Below are 14,455 nucleotides of genomic sequence, written 5' to 3'. Positions count from 1 at the left end.
TAGGGTGGGGGTATGGACGAGGCACAGGTACGACTCGGCGTCAGCGGATACCTGGCCAGGATCGAGGCCGACCGCTTCGTGCCGGGCACCTATCAGCTGGTGGTCGACGGCACGCCGCAGTCGCACGTCAACCTCGATCAGCCCGAGGAACTCTTCTTCGAGTACATCCAGCGGATCGGTCACATCATCGACGAGATCGCCGACCCCGGTCAGCCGATCACGGCGGTGCACCTCGGTGCCGGCGCGCTCACCCTCCCCCGTTACGTGGAGGCGACGAGGCCGGGCTCGCGGCAGCAGGTCGTCGAACTCGAGCGCGAACTCATCGATCTCGTGCGCGAGCACCTCCCCTGGTCGAAGCGCGCCCAGATCCGCGTCCGATACGGCGACGCCCGCGAGATCGTGGCGAAGCTACCGCCCGGCCTCCGCGGCACCGTCGACCTCGTCGTCGTCGACATCTTCAGCGGCGCCAACACGCCGGCCCATGTCACGAGCACGGAGTTCTATGCCTCGGCGGTCGAGCTGCTGTCGCCGACCGGCGTCATCGTCGTGAACGTCGCCGACGGCCGCGGACTCGCGTTCGCCCGCGGACAGGCCGCGACGCTCGCCGACTCCGTGTCGCACGTCGCCGCCCTCGCGGAGACGCAGATCCTCAAAGGCCGCCGCTTCGGCAACGTCGTCCTCGTCGGATCGAACACCGCCCTCCCGCTCGACTTCCTGCCGAGGCTCCTCGCGGCCGGACCCCACCCCGCCAAGGCGGTGGCGGGCGCCGAGCTGCGAGCCTTCATCGCGGGGGCACAGGTCGTGACGGACACGACCGCCGTCCCCTCCCCGAACCCCGCCCAGGGCATCTTCCAGACGAAGGGCTGACCATGGCCACCACGCAGACGCCGCGACGACGGGGCCTGCGTGCGCCCGCCTCGCTCACCACTCTGCTCGCCGCCACCGCCCTGGCGCTCGTGGCCTGCACCGACGGGGAGCCACGATCACCGGGTACGGCCTCCCTCTCGCCCTCCCCCGAGCCGAGCGCGTCCGCATCGACGCCCACATCCGCGGTCCCCACCGGACCGGTCGCCCCGACCGGTGAGGCCACCACGGTCGTCGGCGGCCTCGATGCGCCCTGGTCGATGGTGCGACTCGCCTCGGGCAGCACGCTGGTGAGCCAGCGCGACGCGGGCGACGTCCTCGAGGTCGTCAGCGGCGGCGCGGTGCGGCAGGTGGGCGTGGTCCCCGGGGTGGCCGCGGGAGGCGAGGGCGGGCTGCTCGGGCTCGCCGTCCTCGCCCCGGCCGGATCGGAGACCACGGAAACCTGGCTCTACGCCTACCTGACGACCTCGTCCGACAACCGCATCGTGCGGTTCCCGCTCACGGGAGCGGCCGGGTCGTACGCGCTCGGCGGCGTCGAGGAGGTCCTCGTCGGCATCCCCCGGGCCGGGAACCACAACGGCGGACGCATCGCGTTCGGACCGGACGGCATGCTCTACGCCACCGCGGGTGACGCCGGTGACCGCAGCCTGGCTCAGGACGTGGACAGCCTCGGCGGGAAGATCCTGCGGCTCACACCCGACGGTGCGGTGCCGGGCGACAACCCGTTCCCGGGGTCGCCCGTCTACTCCCTCGGCCACCGCAACCCGCAGGGCATCGCGTGGGATCGCGACGGCGGCCTGTGGGCGAGTGAGTTCGGGCAGAACACCTGGGACGAGCTCAACCGGATCACCCCCGGTGGCAACTACGGCTGGCCGGTCGCCGAGGGCATCGCCGGAGCACCGGGCATGATCGACCCGGTCGCGCAGTGGGCAACGGAGGACGCGAGCCCGAGCGGTCTCGCGATCATCGACGACACGATCTTCATGGCCTCGCTCCGTGGCGAGCGCCTGTACGGCATCACCGACGGCGTGCACGTGCCGGCGGGGAGCAGCGCGCTCGTGGGCGTGATCGACGCGGTGCCCTACCTCGTCGGCGAGTTCGGACGGATCCGCGACGTCGTGGCCGGCCCGGCGGGGACCGCCTGGATCCTCACGAACAACACCGACGGCCGCGGTTCGCCCGGAACCGAGGACGACCGGATCGTCGAACTCCCCCTCGCCCCGCTCGCAGCCCGCTGAAGGTCCACCGCCACACCTGTGGGTCATCCCGCGCCTGCGGTCCGGTGTCGGTCGCCGGGAGTACCATCCAGGCATGGCAGAACTCAGTCGGGTCACGGCGTGGGCACAGGCGCTCATCGTGCTGCACCTCGACCCGACGGTCTGGACCTTTGGCTTCGACAACGCCAAGCGACGCGCCGGCCTGTGCAACTTCACGACGAAGCGCATCACCGTCTCGCGCTATCTCGCTGCACGCTACGACGACGACGAGATCCACCAGATCCTCCTCCACGAGGTCGCGCACGCCCTCGCAGGGGCGCGCGCCGGGCACGGACCCAAGTGGCGCAAGGTCGCCGAGGAGATCGGCTACGAGGGCTCGCGTCTCCACGAGGGCCAGACGGCCGACGAACTCGCCCCGTGGGTCGGCACCTGCCCCTCGGGCCATGTCCTCTACCGGCATCGGCGCCCGAGCCGGGCGACCTCCTGTGGCAAGTGCTCGCGCTCCTGGGACGAACGCTTCCTCCTCAGCTGGGTGCACCGGGAGGTCACGCCGGCCATGCGGCGTCGGGCGGCCGCGTTCGACGGCTCCACCCAGCCCGAACCGGGCACCGGGTCATGACCGCCGGAGCGGTTCCCACCGACAGCTGGATCGCGCTCCTGCGCGGGGTCAACGTCGGCGGCGTCACGATCCGCTCCGCCGACCTCGCCGAGGTGTTCCGATCGGCCGGGTTCTCGGGAGTCCGCACCGTCCTCGCGAGCGGCAACGTCGTCTTCGACGACCCCGAGCACGTGCCAGGCGAGACGTCGCACGATGCACGCGGTGCGCTGAAACGGCGCATCGAGCGGTCGCTCGCGGAGGCCTTCGGTTACGAGGCGTGGATCGTGCTCACGCATCAGCGCGCACTCGCCGACGTCATCGAGGCCTACCCCTGGCCGGAGGCCGAGCAGGTCCAGCCGTACGTCATGTTCTCCTCCGAGCAGAGGTCGCTCGACGCCCTGCTCGCGTTCTCGGCGGGAGCCGGGGAGCAGCCCGACCGCGTCGCACCCGGCGACGGCGTCCTCTACTGGGAGGTCCCGAAGGGGTCGAGCACCGACACCGCCTTCGCGAAGGAGTCCTCGAAGGCCCGGTTCAAGCCGCACGTCACCACGCGCAACCTGCGGACGCTGCGCAAACTCCTCTGAGCAGGCTGTTCCGCGGCACTGGCGCAAGCCCCTGCGAGGTGCTCCACGGTGGCGTACGCTGAATTGATCAGCTAGCTGCACAATTCTGGAGGCACCGTCATGACCGGCACCGATTCACCCACCACCGCGGACCGCGTCCGGCAGATCGCCGTCGCCGTCAGCGCGGTCCTCGCGATCATCGGCTCCTACATCGGGTCGGGAGCCGCCGGGGGGACGCAGGTCCAGAACGCGGCGAACGGCGCATTGAGCGCCTCGTCGACGCCGATCGCACCGGACGGGCCCGCGTTCTCCATCTGGAGCATCATCTACCTCGGGCTCGTCGCCTATGCGGTCTGGCAGTTCCTGCCCTCGCAGACGACCCGTGAGCGCCACCGTCGTCTCGGTTACTGGGTCGTGGCGAGCCTGCTGCTGAACGCGGCATGGATCCTCGTGGTGCAGGCGGGGTTCCTGATCCTGAGCGTGTTCGTGATCATCGCCCTCCTCGGTGTCCTGGCCCGCATCTTCGTGATCGTGCTCCGGACCAGGCCGTCCGGCGTGGTCGACACGATCATCACGGACGGCACGATGGGCCTCTACCTCGGGTGGGTGTGCGTCGCGACGGCGGCGAACATCACCGCAGCACTCGTCGGATCCGGGATCGGGAGCGCGGACGGCCCGGCCGCCGGTGTCTGGGCGATCATCGTCCTCGCGGTCGCCGGAGCGGTCGGGATCCTGCTCGCGGTCACCGGCCGTGGACGTATCGCCCCCATGCTGTCGCTCTGCTGGGGGCTCGCGTGGGTGGCCGTGGGCCGATTCACCGGCGAACTGCTCTCGACCGAAGCCGGGGTCACGGCGCTGATCGTCGCGGTCGTGGTGGCCGTCGTCACCGTGGTCGTCCGCGTCTCGCGGGGACGCGACCGAGCCGCGCTCGTGAGCGCCTGACGCTCCGCACGCTCGACGGCCGCGGCGCTACTTGCCCGTGCGGCCGTCGAGCTGTTCGCGGAGGACGTCGATGTGCCCGAGATGCCGAGCCGTCTCCTCGATCATGTGGAGCTCGATCCACCGCAGCGTGAACCGTTGGTCGTTGCCGAGGCAGACATCGTCGAGCTGATACCGCGACGCCACCTCGCGGGACTCCGCACAGGCCGCCTCGTAGTCGGCGATGATCTCGGCCAGGCTGTCGTCGGCCGTGACGCGCCATTCGCCGTCCGGGTCGTCGTCGGTCCACCGTGCCGGGACGTCCGACTGCCCGTCCATGTCCTCGCGGAACCAGCTGCGCTCGACATCGGCGAGGTGTCGGATGACGCCCGAGACGGTCGTGATGCTCGGCAACAGCCGCTTGGCCGCGAGCTCGTCGGTGAGTCCGCGCGCCTTCCAGACGATGCTCGCGCGCTGCAGATCGAGGAAACCCTCGATCGTCTCGCGCTCGCCGCCGCGCTCAGGCGGCTGCGGGCGGTCGCCCCAGTCGGCCATCAGTCGACGACCTCGACCTCGTTCCCGAAGGCGACGTAGCCGGAGAAGTCCTTGCCGACCCGGTCGAACGCGGTCGGATACGGGGTCGGGTACGACCAGGCCACATCGGGCTTGACCTCGCCGCCGTCGGTGACGCCCCAGTACTGGGCGTCGCCCTTCCACGGGCAGTGGTACTGGGTGTCGGTCTCGACGAAGCGCTCGCGGTTGAGGCTCGACGGCGGGAAGTACCAGTTGCCCTCGATCTTGATGAGCTCCGATTCGGGGGCTTCGGCGAGGACGGTGGTTCCGAGGAGTGCGCGCATGCGCCGAGACTACGCCCGGAACACGGCTCCGTCCAGGACCGGGACGACGCTTGACACGTCGACCGCGCGTGCCGCCTGGACGTGCTGCGTGGCACCCGCCTGCGCGAGCTGCTGGGCGGTGGCGGACGCGGACAGCAGGTGCCCGACGCCGTTGCGCAGGCCCTCGTATGCGGCGGCGGCAGCAGCGGCCTCCGGTGAGGTGAAGTCGATACCGCGGAGTCCCAGCGCCTCGATCACGGCGCCGGCCCCGAAGAGGTCCTCGACGGCGAACCGGGTCTCGGCCGTGTCGTCGAGTTCGCCGACCGCGATGACGACGATGCTCGTGCGCCGACGGAGCTCGGCCTGCTTCGCGATGATCCAGTCCGCGACCGCCGACCGGTTGCGCAGGCACCCGGCGACGACCGTCGCACCCGCGTCGGCGAGGAGCGTGGCGATCTGCGCCGTCTCACCGCGGTCGTCCAGCTCGGCGACGGCGACGGTCTCCCCGCCGCTCACGCGCTGCTCGACGGAGGTCGTCGCGTGGAGCACGTCCACGACGACCGCGACGTCCGCCGTCTCGACCCGCCCGGCTCCTGCGACGCCCCAGTCGAACCTGACCTGGTACTTGGTCTGGGCGAACGGCGGGTGGACGGGCGGCGGTGTGGCGGCTGCGGTACTCACCCGTTCATCGTATCCACGCGCACCCACCCACCCCACGACTGTTGCGCCCGAAGACCTCCGTGGGGGGGGGGGGTGGTCGCCAGCGCGGTGCGCTGACGCGAGCGCGGGTCATCGTACGTGAGCGCGGGCCTCCGGAGGGGCGCGCTCACGCGCCAGACACGCGGTGACGTCAGCGCACCGCGCTGGCGTCAGGCCAGCAGGGGGTCAGCGGGAGGCGGTGGGGAAACGACGGTCGTCGGGGTGGGGCGGGCGCATCTCGTTGCGGATGAGCTCGAAGTCGTGACGACTGAGCTCGAGGAAGCCCCGGCGGAGCTGGACACCCCAGTTCCGGGTGAAGCTCGTGAAGTCGAGGAGCGCGAGCATCGGACGGATGGGCGCCTCGACCGCGTCCGGGTACCAGTCGACACTCCGCCGCCAGGGCCGCCAATCGGCACCGTCGGGTCGCGGTACAGCCGCCTGGTAGACGGTGTCGTCGGAGACCCGCCCGATCGCGGTGAACGCCTTGAGCGGCTCGCCGTCCGGAGTGCTGACCCGCGGCGAGTAGTACACGAACCCGTCGGACTCCCGCATCTGGTCGAGCCCGCCGCGCTGCCCGTGGTTGATCTGCACGAAGCCCTGCCGGACGCCGAGGACGACGTGATCCCGCTGGATCACGCCCAGCCAGTACCGGATCGCCATAGGCACAGTCTTCCCTACCGGCGCACCCCCTGCAGCCGCCGAGCCGCACATGCGACACTGAGGCATGCGCGTGATGCTGAAACTCGTCCTGGACTGTGATGTCGACGTCGCCTGGCGGGCACTCCGCTCCCCGGCCGTCCTGCGGGAGCTCTACAGCCCCGTCATGGGACTCGAGGCGCTCGACGCCGACGGGTTCCCGACCATCTGGGAGCCGGGAGCGCACCGCGTCCGCGTGAAGGCCGCCGGCGCGATCCCGGTCGGCGACCAGATCATCGACCTCGAGTTCATCGAGCGCCGCGACGGCACCCGCATCCTCCACGACCAGGGCGACCCGGTCAGCGGGCCGCTCAGCAAGCTCGCCGGGTGGGACCACCAGATGGCGGTCGCCCGCGACAAGCACGACCCGACGAAGACCCTGTACCGCGACCGACTCGTGATCACCGGCGCGATCGCCCCGCTCTACTGGTACCCGCTGTGGGCGACGTGGCAATGGCGCGGTGCCCGCATCAAGGCGCTCGCGCCGAGCTGGGCCTACGACCCGCCGCTCCCCGGCGATGAGGAGGACGACGAAGTCGGCGCGACGGTCGAGGGCGCCATCTGACGCCTCGCCGTCCGGAAGCCCGGCCGGCCGCGCGTCAGCGCTGAGCCGCCTCGCCCCAGTGCGTCGACTCGCCCGCGGGTGCGACCGTGCGCGGGACACCCGCGGCCGACGACCGCAGCACCTCCGGCAGGAACCGGTCCGGCATGTTCTGGAACGCGACCGGCCGCAGGAAGCGGGTGATCGCGGCAGTCCCCACCGAGGTGCTCGAGTCGTTCGTCGTCGCCGGCCACGGTCCGCCGTGCTGCATGGCGGGCGTGACCGCGACCCCGGTGGGCCAACCGCCGAACAGCACCCGGCCGGCGTGCGCCGAGAGCTGCTGGACGAGCTCCACGAGGTCGTCGCTCGTCTCGTCGGCACCGGCGTGCAGGGTGGCCGTCAGGTTGCCCTCGCAGAACTCCGGCACGAGCGGTGCGAACGCCGTACCGGCCGGGACCTCGACAAGGATCGACAACGGACCGAAGGCCTCGTCGAGCAGGGCGTCCCGACCGGCCCGCAGCGCGTCGAGTGGGACCGCGACGATCGTGGGGGTCGCCCAGCCGTCGCCGTCCTCGTCGACCCGCAACGAACCCTCGGCGATGACCCGCACGCCGTCGGTGCCGAGGATCGTGTCGCGCCTCGCCTGGTACCCGGCCGTGATGCGGTCGTTCAGGAGTCGGTGCTCGGGGACCGCGGCAGCAGCCTCGCGGATCGACTCGTCGAGCCCCGCGCTGTCCGGCAGGTAGACGAAGCCGGGCTTCGTGCACAGCTGACCCGCCGAGCCCGCGACACTCGTGACGAATCCCGTCGCGATGGCCGTTGCGGACTCGTCGAGGGCGGTCTGCGTCACGAACACGGGGTTGACGCTGCCGAGCTCGCCGAAGAACGGGATCGGGACGGGGCGTGCCGCCGCGAGGTCCGCGAGGATCCGGCCGGCCCGGAGGGAGCCCGTGAAGGAACCGGCCCGGACGCGCTCGTCCTGCAGGGCGACGACGCCGGCCTCCTGGCCGATGATCGACTGGAAGACGCCGTCAGGAGCCCCGGACGCCCGCAGCGCGGCCTCGACGACGGCCGCCGTCGCGAGCGAGAGCCGCGGGTGCCCGTCGTGCACCTTGAGGATCACCGGGCATCCGGCCGCGAGGATCGACGCGGTGTCACCACCGGCGACGGAGAATGCGAAGGGGAAGTTGCTCGCCGCGAAGTTCACGACGGGGCCGAGCGGCACGAGGACGCGCCGGAGTTCCGGGCGTGCCCCGAGGGCGAAGTCCGGGTCGGCCTCGTCGATCCGGACGTCGAGGTAGGAGCCGTCGACGATCGTCTCCGCGAAGAGCCGCAACTGCACGGCGGTGCGGAGGAGTTCGCCGCGGAGCCGGGCCTCGGCGAGCCCCGTCTCCACCATGCCGACGGGGATGAGCTCGTCCGCGTGGGCCTGCAGGGCGTCGGCGACGGCGACGAGCGCTCGCGCACGGGCGTCCGCCGGCGTCGCAGCCCACGCGGGTGCCGCAACGGCGGCCCGACGGAGGACCTCCTCGAGCTCCTCGGGGGTGGTCTCAGCGATGGTGGCGTCGGGGGCTGGCGTGGTCGTCATGTGATCCTCCGGGATCGTGATGTGGTTCAGAACTGGAAGCCGGTCGGGAACGGATCGGCGGGGTCGAGGAGGTAGGAGCCGATTCCGGTGACCCAGGCCCGACCGGAGATGGTCGGGATGACGGCCGACCTGCCCGCCACCGTCGTCTCGGCGATCAGCCGGCCAGTGAACCGGCTGCCGATGAAGGACTCGTTGACGAAGTCCTGGTCGAGCGGCAGCTCACCGCGGGCCCAGAGCTCGGCCATGCGCGCCGAGGTTCCGGTTCCGCATGGCGAGCGGTCGAACCACCCCGGGAAGATGGCCATCGCATGCCGGGACAGCACGGCGTCGGATCCCGGTGCGATGAACTCGACGTGGTGGCAGTGGTCGAGCCCGGCGATCTCGGGGTGCACGGGCGGCGCCTGCTCGTTGATCGCCGCCATGATGCGCAGTCCTGCGTCGAGGATGTCCTGCTGGCGGTCGCGGTCGAAGGGCAGGCCCACGTCGTCGAGGTCGACCATCGCGTAGAAGTTGCCACCGAACGCGAGGCTGTACGGCACGGCGCCGAGGCCCGGCACCTCGATCGTGGCGTCGAGGCGGTCGACGTAGCTCGGGACGTTCTCGATCGTCACGCGGTCGGCGTGCCCGTCGCTGACGTCGACCCGCGCGATCACGAGTCCGGCGGGGGTGTCGAGCCGGATCGTCGTGACCGGCTCGACCACCTCCACCATGCCGGTCTCCACGAGGACCGTCGCGACCCCGATGGTGCCGTGCCCGCACATCGGCAGGCATCCGGACACCTCGATGTACACGACGCCCCAGTCGCAGTCCGCACGCGTGGACGGCTGCAGGATCGCCCCGCTCATCGCCGCATGACCGCGTGGCTCGTTCATGAGGAAGAGCCGCAGGTCGTCGAGGTGCTCCATGAAGTGCAGGCGCTTCTCGTTCATGGTCGCGCCGGGGATCACGCCGACCCCGCCGGTGACGACGCGGGTCGGCATGCCCTCGGTGTGCGAGTCGACCGCACTGATCATGCGGGAGGACTTCATGGTGTGCCTCTCAGGACTGGTGGTCGTGGTCGGGGTGTCGCGTCGGCCGCCAGGCTCAGCGTGCCGCGAGGTAGTCGAGTGCGCGACGCGTCTGCATCGTGACCTGCTCCGTCTGGAGCGCGTTCAGCGGACCGCGCGGCGGACGCGTCGGACCACCGTAGCTCTCGCCGGCGATGTCGATCGACAGCTTGATGGCCTGGACGAACTCCGTCTTCGAGTCCCACCCGAAGACGGGCACGAGCTCGCGGTAGAGGGTGCGGGCCTCGTCGACACGTCCCGAGGTGACGAGCGTGTACAGCTCGACGGCCTCGCGCGGGAAGGCGTTCGGGTAGCCGGCGAACCAGCCGACCGCGCCGGCGACGAGGGACTCGAAGAGGAGGTCGTCCGCCCCCGCGATGACGTCGAGGTCGGTCTTGTCCTGGATCTCGAGCACACGACGGATGTCGGCCGAGAACTCCTTCACGGCGACGACGTGCTCGAGCTTGGCGAGCTCGACGAGCAGGTCGGGCGTGAGGTCGACCTTGGTGTCGATCGGGTTGTTGTAGGCCATGATCGGCAGGCCGACCTCGTCCACGCGGCTGTAGTGCTCGATGACCTCGTCGTCGTTCGCCCGGTAGATGGTGGGCGGCAGGAGCAGGACGCCGTCCGCGCCGTCCTCCTTCGCGTACTCGGCCCACTGCTGGGCCTGGTGCCAGCCGACGCCGTGCACCCCGGCGACGACGAGGCCGCGGTCGCCGACGGTGTCGACCGCGACCTGGATGACCTTGCGACGCTCGGCGTCCGTCAGCGACGAGTACTCGCCGAGCGAGCCGTTCGGGCCGACGCCGCGGCAGCCGTTCTCGATGAGCCAGTTGCAGTGCTCGGCGAAGCGGTCGTAGTCGACGGCGAGGCCTGCGGGCGCCGAGGCGTCCTCCTTGAACGCGAGGGTGGTCGCGACGATGACGCCGCCGAGGTCGAACTGCTTGGCCATGGGTGGTTCCTTTCCGAGGGAGTGGTGCGGAGACCGGTCGGTCATCCTGGGTGTTCGGCCGTCGGGGTCGACGGCGGTTCGTGGGGAGGGTGTCCCGGTGCCTGCGCGGCGAGTTCGCCGATGCGCAGCGGGGAGGCGATGGGCCGGCGGTCGCTCGAGACGCCGTCGATGAGGCCGTCACCGCCGGATTCGGAGGCGACGCGGTGGAGGAGCTCCTCGACGGTGCGACCGCACATGCGGCCCTGGCAGATCCCGAGCCCGGCACGCGTGCTGAGTTTGAGCGAGCGCAGGCCGGTCGCGCAGGTGGCTGTCGCCGTCGCTCGCAGGGAGCCGTAGTCGACCTCCTCGCAGCGGCAGATGGTGGTGTCGTCGTCGAGCCAGTCGCTCCAGCCGGCGCGGATGCCGTGGGCGCGTTCGAGCCGGTCGGCGAAGGCGAGGAACGTGTCGCGTCGACTCACGGCGGCACGGATCCCGGAGGCACCGGGGAGTCCGCCGGCCGCGGCGTGTCCCGCGATCGCGCCCTCGGCGAGCGCGGCGTCGACGCCCCCGATCCCGGTGATCTCGCCGGCCGCGAAGACGGTCGGGACGCTCGTGCGCTGCTCGGCGTCGACCTGGACGAACCGGGCGTCGGTGAGCGCGCAGCCGACCGCGACGGGCAGTTCGAGCCGCGGGGTGAACCCGTGGCTGACGCACACGGCGTCCGCTTCGACCGTGCGCTCGGTCCCGGGGATCGGCGACCAGTCGGCGTCGACGGCGGCGATGGTCACACGCTCGACCCGGTCGGTGCCGTGCGCGGCGACCACGGCGTGACCGACGCGGTACGGGATCCGGTGGCGGAGGTGGCCGCCGACGTAGCCGAGCAGCTCTCCGGCCTTCCCGGTCACGCCGAGCAGTTGCCAGGGCTTGGGGAGCCAGCCCCTGGCGAGTCCGCCGACGGTCGTGGCCTCGTAGACCCCGAGGACGCGTGATCCGGTCGCGGTCAAGGACGCGGCCACCGGCAACAGGAACGGTCCGGCACCGGCCACGACCACCCGCTGACCGACGGCGACCCGCTCGCCCTTCGCGAGGGCCTGGGCGGCACCGGCCGAGAACACGCCGGGGAGGTCCCAGCCGGGGAACGGCAGCGTGCGGTCGTGCGCGCCGGTCGCGAGGACGAGCGCGTCCGGCCGAAGGGTGAGCGGCGTGCGGTCGGTGCCGTCCGGCGATCCGACCAGGACGTGCAGACGCAGGCCGGTCGCCCCGGAGGTGTCGTCGGAGCCGTGGTCGGCGGCGGCACGGTCGACGTCGATCGCCCACACCTGCGCCTCGGTGATCACCGTGCAGCCGTCGTCGGCGTCGAGCGCCGCGCGCATGGCGACGAAGCGCTCGAACCCGTGATGCAGCGAGGCCTCGGCCGCGGACGGCCGGCTGGCCGGCAGGTGCCGCCAGTACTGACCGCCGAGCTCGTCCGAGGCGTCGAGCAGCGTGACGGACGCGCCGAGGGCTCGGGCGGCCAGCGCGGCCTGGAGGCCGGCGGGACCTGCACCGACGACGACGACCTCACGCTGCCGGGCGCTCATGTCCGGTCCCCGAACGGGTCGTTCTCCGTCGTGGGTTCCGGGAGGGCGTCGTGCTGTGTCTCGATGCGGTCGCCGTCCGCGGCGCGACGCTGGCAGGCACGGACGTCCCGCTGGCCGTTCACCGTGACGATGCAGTCGAAGCAGACCCCGATGCCGCAGAAGACGCCGCGCGGCTTCCCGGACCCACTGGTGCGGCGCCAGGCGAGGACGCCGGAGCCCAACAGGACACCGGCGATCGTCTGGCCGCGGAGTCCGTCGAGGGGCGTCCCGTCGAGGTCGATGCGCAGCGCGTCCTCCGTACCGGGCACGATCCGGTCGTCCGTCGCGGGCAGTCGTCTCGAGACCATCAGGCCACCTCCGCCGGCCGGTCGACGCGCAGGTGCGGGGCGAGCCCCGGGCGGTCGAGTTGGAACGGGGCGTCGTCGAGGTCGGTGGATCCACCGAGCAGGCGGGCGGCGATGAGTTCAGCGGTCGCGAGGGCCAGTCCGATGCCGGCGCCCTCGTGGCCCGTCGCGTGCCACAGGCCGTCGACGCGGTGGTCGGGGCCGATGACCGGGAGGTGGTCGGGCATGTACGGCCGGAAGCCGCCGTAGCTGCGCATGACCGAGGCGTCGCGGAGGAACGGGAAGAGGCGCAGCGACTTCGCCGCGACCTCGCGGAGCACGTCGACGTCGAGGCGCGCGTCGAATCCGATCTGCTGCCGGCTCGAGCCGATGAGGACAGTGCCCGCGGCGGTCGACTCGACGACGCTCGAGGTCTGGAGCGAGGCGTCGCTCGACTGCGTGGCCCCGAAGTAGTCGCCGTCGTAGACCTTGTGGTGCACGCGGTGCGGCATGCGGGTGGTGACGAGGACCATGCCGCGTCGGGGACGGACCGGGACGGGTGCCCCGAGCAGGTCGCCGAGCTCGGCCGACCACGGTCCGGCGCAGACGAGGACCGCGTCGCCCGAGACGTCGCCCACGGAGGTCCGGACACCCGTGAGGCGTCCGGTCGCGCTCCGGACGCCGCCCGTCACGGTGACGCCGGTGCGCACGACAGCGCCCGCCCGCCGGGCCGAGGCGAGCAGGGCCTCCGTGGCGATGACGGGCTGGACCTGTGCATCCTCGGGATAGTGGACGGCCGCCGTGGACGAGCGGGTGATCGACGGCTCCGCCGCGAGCAGCTCGTCCTCGGTGAGGGGTCTGGCGTCGACACCGGCCGCGCGCTGGGCGGCGGCGAAGTCGAGCAGGGGCTGCGCGCCGGCCTCGGTGGTGGCGACCACGATGCCGCCCTTGCGCTCGAACTCGATGCTCGGGAAGGTCGGTCCCAGTTCGGCCACGAGTTCGGCGGTGACGACGGGCCAGAGGCGCGAGGCGTACCGGGCGAGGTCGAGTTCGGGGCCCGGCCCCTTGTCGGAGACGAGGAGGTTCCCCTCCCCCGAGCCGCTCGTGCCGCCGGCGGCCGCCGAACGGTCGAGCACGACGACCTCGGCACCGCGTCGGGCGAGGATCCGCGCGCAGGCCGCACCGACGATGCCGGCGCCGACGATGACGATGCGGGTCACGTGCGGTCCTCTCGGTCGATGCGGGGAAGGGCTTTCAGTAATGTGTCACACATTCAATGAACAGGCAAGCGTGCACCATCGCGGGTCCTGGTCGAGGTCCGCGCACGCACGCCCGGGGCTACTCGGCGTCGGATTCGGGCTTGCCGGCCCACCAGCCGGTGGTGTGCCCGATGTGTCGGTGCATGAGCTCGCGCGCGGCGACCCCGTCACCCCGCTCGAGGGCGTCGAGGAGCTCGTGGTGCTCCACGGCCGAGCGGTCGAGCTGCTGCGAATCGAGCATGGCGGCCAACCCCACGAGGCGGGTACGTCCGCGGAGGTCCGCGACGAGCTCGACGAGCAGCGGGTTGCCGAGTTTCGCGGTGAGCGCGAGGTGGAACGCCTGATCGGCTTCGAGGTATCGGGTCAGGTCGCCGTCGCGGGCACCGGCCACGATGTCGTCAGCCTGCTGCCGGAGCTCGGGCAGTGACCCGTGGTCGAAGACCTCCGCCAGGTCCGCCATCGCGGGCGGCTCGAGGAGCTGGCGGATCTGCGCCGTGTTGCGGAGCGAGGCCTCGCTGACGACCGTGACGCGGAACCCCTTGTTCCGGACCGCCTCCACGAAGTCGCGCTTCTCGAGGTCGAGCATCGCTTCGCGGACGGGCGTCGCCGAGACGTTGAACTGCACCGCCAGCGTCGGTACCGAGATCATCGTCCCCGGCGCGAGCTCGCCCGAGATGATCGCCGCGGACACCGCCCGCTCCACCTGCGCCCGCAGGCTCAGGCGCTGCTCGGCCGGTCGGATCGCCGACATGCTCATCGCGACTCCCATCCTTCGTCTCCCACCACGGTCCGCTCA

17 protein-coding genes are annotated in these 14,455 nt (G+C 71.7%); 6 read left to right on the top strand and 11 right to left on the bottom strand.

Features of this window, described 5'->3' with window-relative positions:
- Positions 1-12: 12 nt before the first annotated feature.
- From IFR14_RS06400 to IFR14_RS06380, 5 genes are all read left to right on the top strand, one after another.
- The gene (locus IFR14_RS06400; RefSeq protein ID WP_071259566.1) at positions 13-867 is read left to right on the top strand and encodes a spermidine synthase; all 855 of its coding nucleotides are present in this window, start codon (positions 13-15) and stop codon (positions 865-867) included.
- 2 nt (positions 868-869) lie between these two features.
- The gene (locus tag IFR14_RS06395) at positions 870-2,102 is read left to right on the top strand and encodes a PQQ-dependent sugar dehydrogenase (RefSeq protein ID WP_191940606.1); all 1,233 of its coding nucleotides are present in this window, start codon (positions 870-872) and stop codon (positions 2,100-2,102) included.
- Between the two features lie 73 nt (positions 2,103-2,175).
- A complete protein-coding gene (locus tag IFR14_RS06390; RefSeq protein WP_191940605.1) occupies positions 2,176-2,700 on the top strand; it encodes a SprT-like domain-containing protein in 525 nt (174 codons plus the stop codon).
- Positions 2,697-3,263 carry a DUF1697 domain-containing protein gene (locus tag IFR14_RS06385; RefSeq protein WP_191940604.1) on the top strand — a complete coding sequence of 189 codons (567 nt, stop codon included), beginning with the start codon at positions 2,697-2,699 and terminating at the stop codon, positions 3,261-3,263. Before IFR14_RS06390 ends, IFR14_RS06385 begins: the two co-directional genes overlap by 4 nt.
- Before the next feature lie 99 nt (positions 3,264-3,362).
- On the top strand, positions 3,363-4,184 hold the full coding sequence (locus tag IFR14_RS06380) for a TspO/MBR family protein (protein ID WP_191940603.1): 822 nt from the start codon (positions 3,363-3,365) through the stop codon (positions 4,182-4,184).
- Between the two features lie 27 nt (positions 4,185-4,211).
- On the opposite strand, the gene IFR14_RS06375 is transcribed toward IFR14_RS06380, so the two are convergent.
- The 4 genes from IFR14_RS06375 to IFR14_RS06360 all read right to left on the bottom strand — a co-directional run bounded on the left by IFR14_RS06375 (position 4,212) and on the right by IFR14_RS06360 (position 6,355).
- On the bottom strand, positions 4,212-4,715 hold the full coding sequence (locus IFR14_RS06375) for a DinB family protein (RefSeq protein WP_191940602.1): 504 nt from the start codon (positions 4,713-4,715) through the stop codon (positions 4,212-4,214).
- Complete coding sequence (locus tag IFR14_RS06370) at positions 4,715-5,017, bottom strand: DUF427 domain-containing protein (protein WP_085510219.1); 303 nt, start codon at positions 5,015-5,017, stop codon at positions 4,715-4,717. Before IFR14_RS06370 ends, IFR14_RS06375 begins: the two co-directional genes overlap by 1 nt.
- Positions 5,018-5,026: 9 nt before the next feature.
- On the bottom strand, positions 5,027-5,677 hold the full coding sequence (locus tag IFR14_RS20810) for a 2-phosphosulfolactate phosphatase (RefSeq protein ID WP_191940601.1): 651 nt from the start codon (positions 5,675-5,677) through the stop codon (positions 5,027-5,029).
- 204 nt (positions 5,678-5,881) lie between these two features.
- Positions 5,882-6,355: an EVE domain-containing protein gene (locus IFR14_RS06360; RefSeq protein WP_085510217.1), complete on the bottom strand. Its 474-nt coding sequence runs from the start codon at positions 6,353-6,355 to the stop codon at positions 5,882-5,884.
- 73 nt (positions 6,356-6,428) lie between these two features.
- Here IFR14_RS06360 and IFR14_RS06355 point away from each other — a divergent pair, with 73 nt between their 5' ends.
- Positions 6,429-6,956, top strand: a complete 528-nt coding sequence (locus IFR14_RS06355; protein ID WP_229940281.1) for a hypothetical protein — start codon at positions 6,429-6,431, stop codon at positions 6,954-6,956.
- A gap of 34 nt (positions 6,957-6,990) precedes the next feature.
- Here the strand turns inward: IFR14_RS06355 and IFR14_RS06350 are convergent, their stop codons facing one another.
- From IFR14_RS06350 to IFR14_RS06320, 7 genes are all read right to left on the bottom strand, one after another.
- The gene (locus IFR14_RS06350; protein WP_191940600.1) at positions 6,991-8,520 is read right to left on the bottom strand and encodes an aldehyde dehydrogenase (NADP(+)); all 1,530 of its coding nucleotides are present in this window, start codon (positions 8,518-8,520) and stop codon (positions 6,991-6,993) included.
- A gap of 26 nt (positions 8,521-8,546) precedes the next feature.
- Positions 8,547-9,548 (bottom strand): proline racemase family protein, encoded by a 1,002-nt coding sequence (locus IFR14_RS06345; protein WP_191940599.1) that lies wholly within the window; start codon positions 9,546-9,548, stop codon positions 8,547-8,549.
- Between the two features lie 55 nt (positions 9,549-9,603).
- On the bottom strand, positions 9,604-10,518 hold the full coding sequence (locus IFR14_RS06340) for a dihydrodipicolinate synthase family protein (protein ID WP_191940598.1): 915 nt from the start codon (positions 10,516-10,518) through the stop codon (positions 9,604-9,606).
- A 41-nt stretch (positions 10,519-10,559) separates the two neighbouring features.
- A complete protein-coding gene (locus IFR14_RS06335) occupies positions 10,560-12,077 on the bottom strand; it encodes an FAD-dependent oxidoreductase (RefSeq protein ID WP_191940597.1) in 1,518 nt (505 codons plus the stop codon).
- Positions 12,074-12,424 (bottom strand): (2Fe-2S)-binding protein, encoded by a 351-nt coding sequence (locus IFR14_RS06330; RefSeq protein WP_137242192.1) that lies wholly within the window; start codon positions 12,422-12,424, stop codon positions 12,074-12,076. Before IFR14_RS06330 ends, IFR14_RS06335 begins: the two co-directional genes overlap by 4 nt.
- Entirely contained in the window at positions 12,424-13,620 is a 1,197-nt protein-coding gene (locus IFR14_RS06325) for an NAD(P)/FAD-dependent oxidoreductase (protein WP_137242193.1), read from the bottom strand. The genes IFR14_RS06330 and IFR14_RS06325 overlap by 1 nt, the downstream gene beginning before the upstream one ends.
- A 118-nt stretch (positions 13,621-13,738) precedes the next feature.
- Positions 13,739-14,416 (bottom strand): GntR family transcriptional regulator, encoded by a 678-nt coding sequence (locus tag IFR14_RS06320; RefSeq protein ID WP_191940596.1) that lies wholly within the window; start codon positions 14,414-14,416, stop codon positions 13,739-13,741.
- Between the last annotated feature and the right edge of the window lie 39 nt (positions 14,417-14,455).

This window comes from Plantibacter sp. CFBP 8775 (genome assembly GCF_014839505.1).
Taxonomy (GTDB): domain Bacteria; phylum Actinomycetota; class Actinomycetes; order Actinomycetales; family Microbacteriaceae; genus Plantibacter; species Plantibacter auratus.
The sequence above is the reverse complement of the archived record's forward strand: the minus strand, read 5'-3'. Positions and strand labels throughout refer to the sequence as shown.

Coding starts and splice junctions, on each gene's coding strand:
- IFR14_RS06345 (WP_191940599.1), bottom strand. CDS start 9,548: ATGAAGTCCTCCCGCATGATCAGTGCGGTCGACTCGCACACCGAGGGC.
- IFR14_RS06380 (WP_191940603.1), top strand. CDS start 3,363: ATGACCGGCACCGATTCACCCACCACCGCGGACCGCGTCCGGCAGATC.
- IFR14_RS06330 (WP_137242192.1), bottom strand. CDS start 12,424: ATGGTCTCGAGACGACTGCCCGCGACGGACGACCGGATCGTGCCCGGT.
- IFR14_RS06370 (WP_085510219.1), bottom strand. CDS start 5,017: ATGCGCGCACTCCTCGGAACCACCGTCCTCGCCGAAGCCCCCGAATCG.
- IFR14_RS06360 (WP_085510217.1), bottom strand. CDS start 6,355: ATGGCGATCCGGTACTGGCTGGGCGTGATCCAGCGGGATCACGTCGTC.
- IFR14_RS06355 (WP_229940281.1), top strand. CDS start 6,429: ATGCTGAAACTCGTCCTGGACTGTGATGTCGACGTCGCCTGGCGGGCA.
- IFR14_RS06385 (WP_191940604.1), top strand. CDS start 2,697: ATGACCGCCGGAGCGGTTCCCACCGACAGCTGGATCGCGCTCCTGCGC.
- IFR14_RS06320 (WP_191940596.1), bottom strand. CDS start 14,416: ATGAGCATGTCGGCGATCCGACCGGCCGAGCAGCGCCTGAGCCTGCGG.
- IFR14_RS06350 (WP_191940600.1), bottom strand. CDS start 8,520: ATGACGACCACGCCAGCCCCCGACGCCACCATCGCTGAGACCACCCCC.
- IFR14_RS06390 (WP_191940605.1), top strand. CDS start 2,176: ATGGCAGAACTCAGTCGGGTCACGGCGTGGGCACAGGCGCTCATCGTG.
- IFR14_RS06335 (WP_191940597.1), bottom strand. CDS start 12,077: ATGAGCGCCCGGCAGCGTGAGGTCGTCGTCGTCGGTGCAGGTCCCGCC.
- IFR14_RS06375 (WP_191940602.1), bottom strand. CDS start 4,715: ATGGCCGACTGGGGCGACCGCCCGCAGCCGCCTGAGCGCGGCGGCGAG.
- IFR14_RS06395 (WP_191940606.1), top strand. CDS start 870: ATGGCCACCACGCAGACGCCGCGACGACGGGGCCTGCGTGCGCCCGCC.
- IFR14_RS06400 (WP_071259566.1), top strand. CDS start 13: ATGGACGAGGCACAGGTACGACTCGGCGTCAGCGGATACCTGGCCAGG.
- IFR14_RS06340 (WP_191940598.1), bottom strand. CDS start 10,518: ATGGCCAAGCAGTTCGACCTCGGCGGCGTCATCGTCGCGACCACCCTC.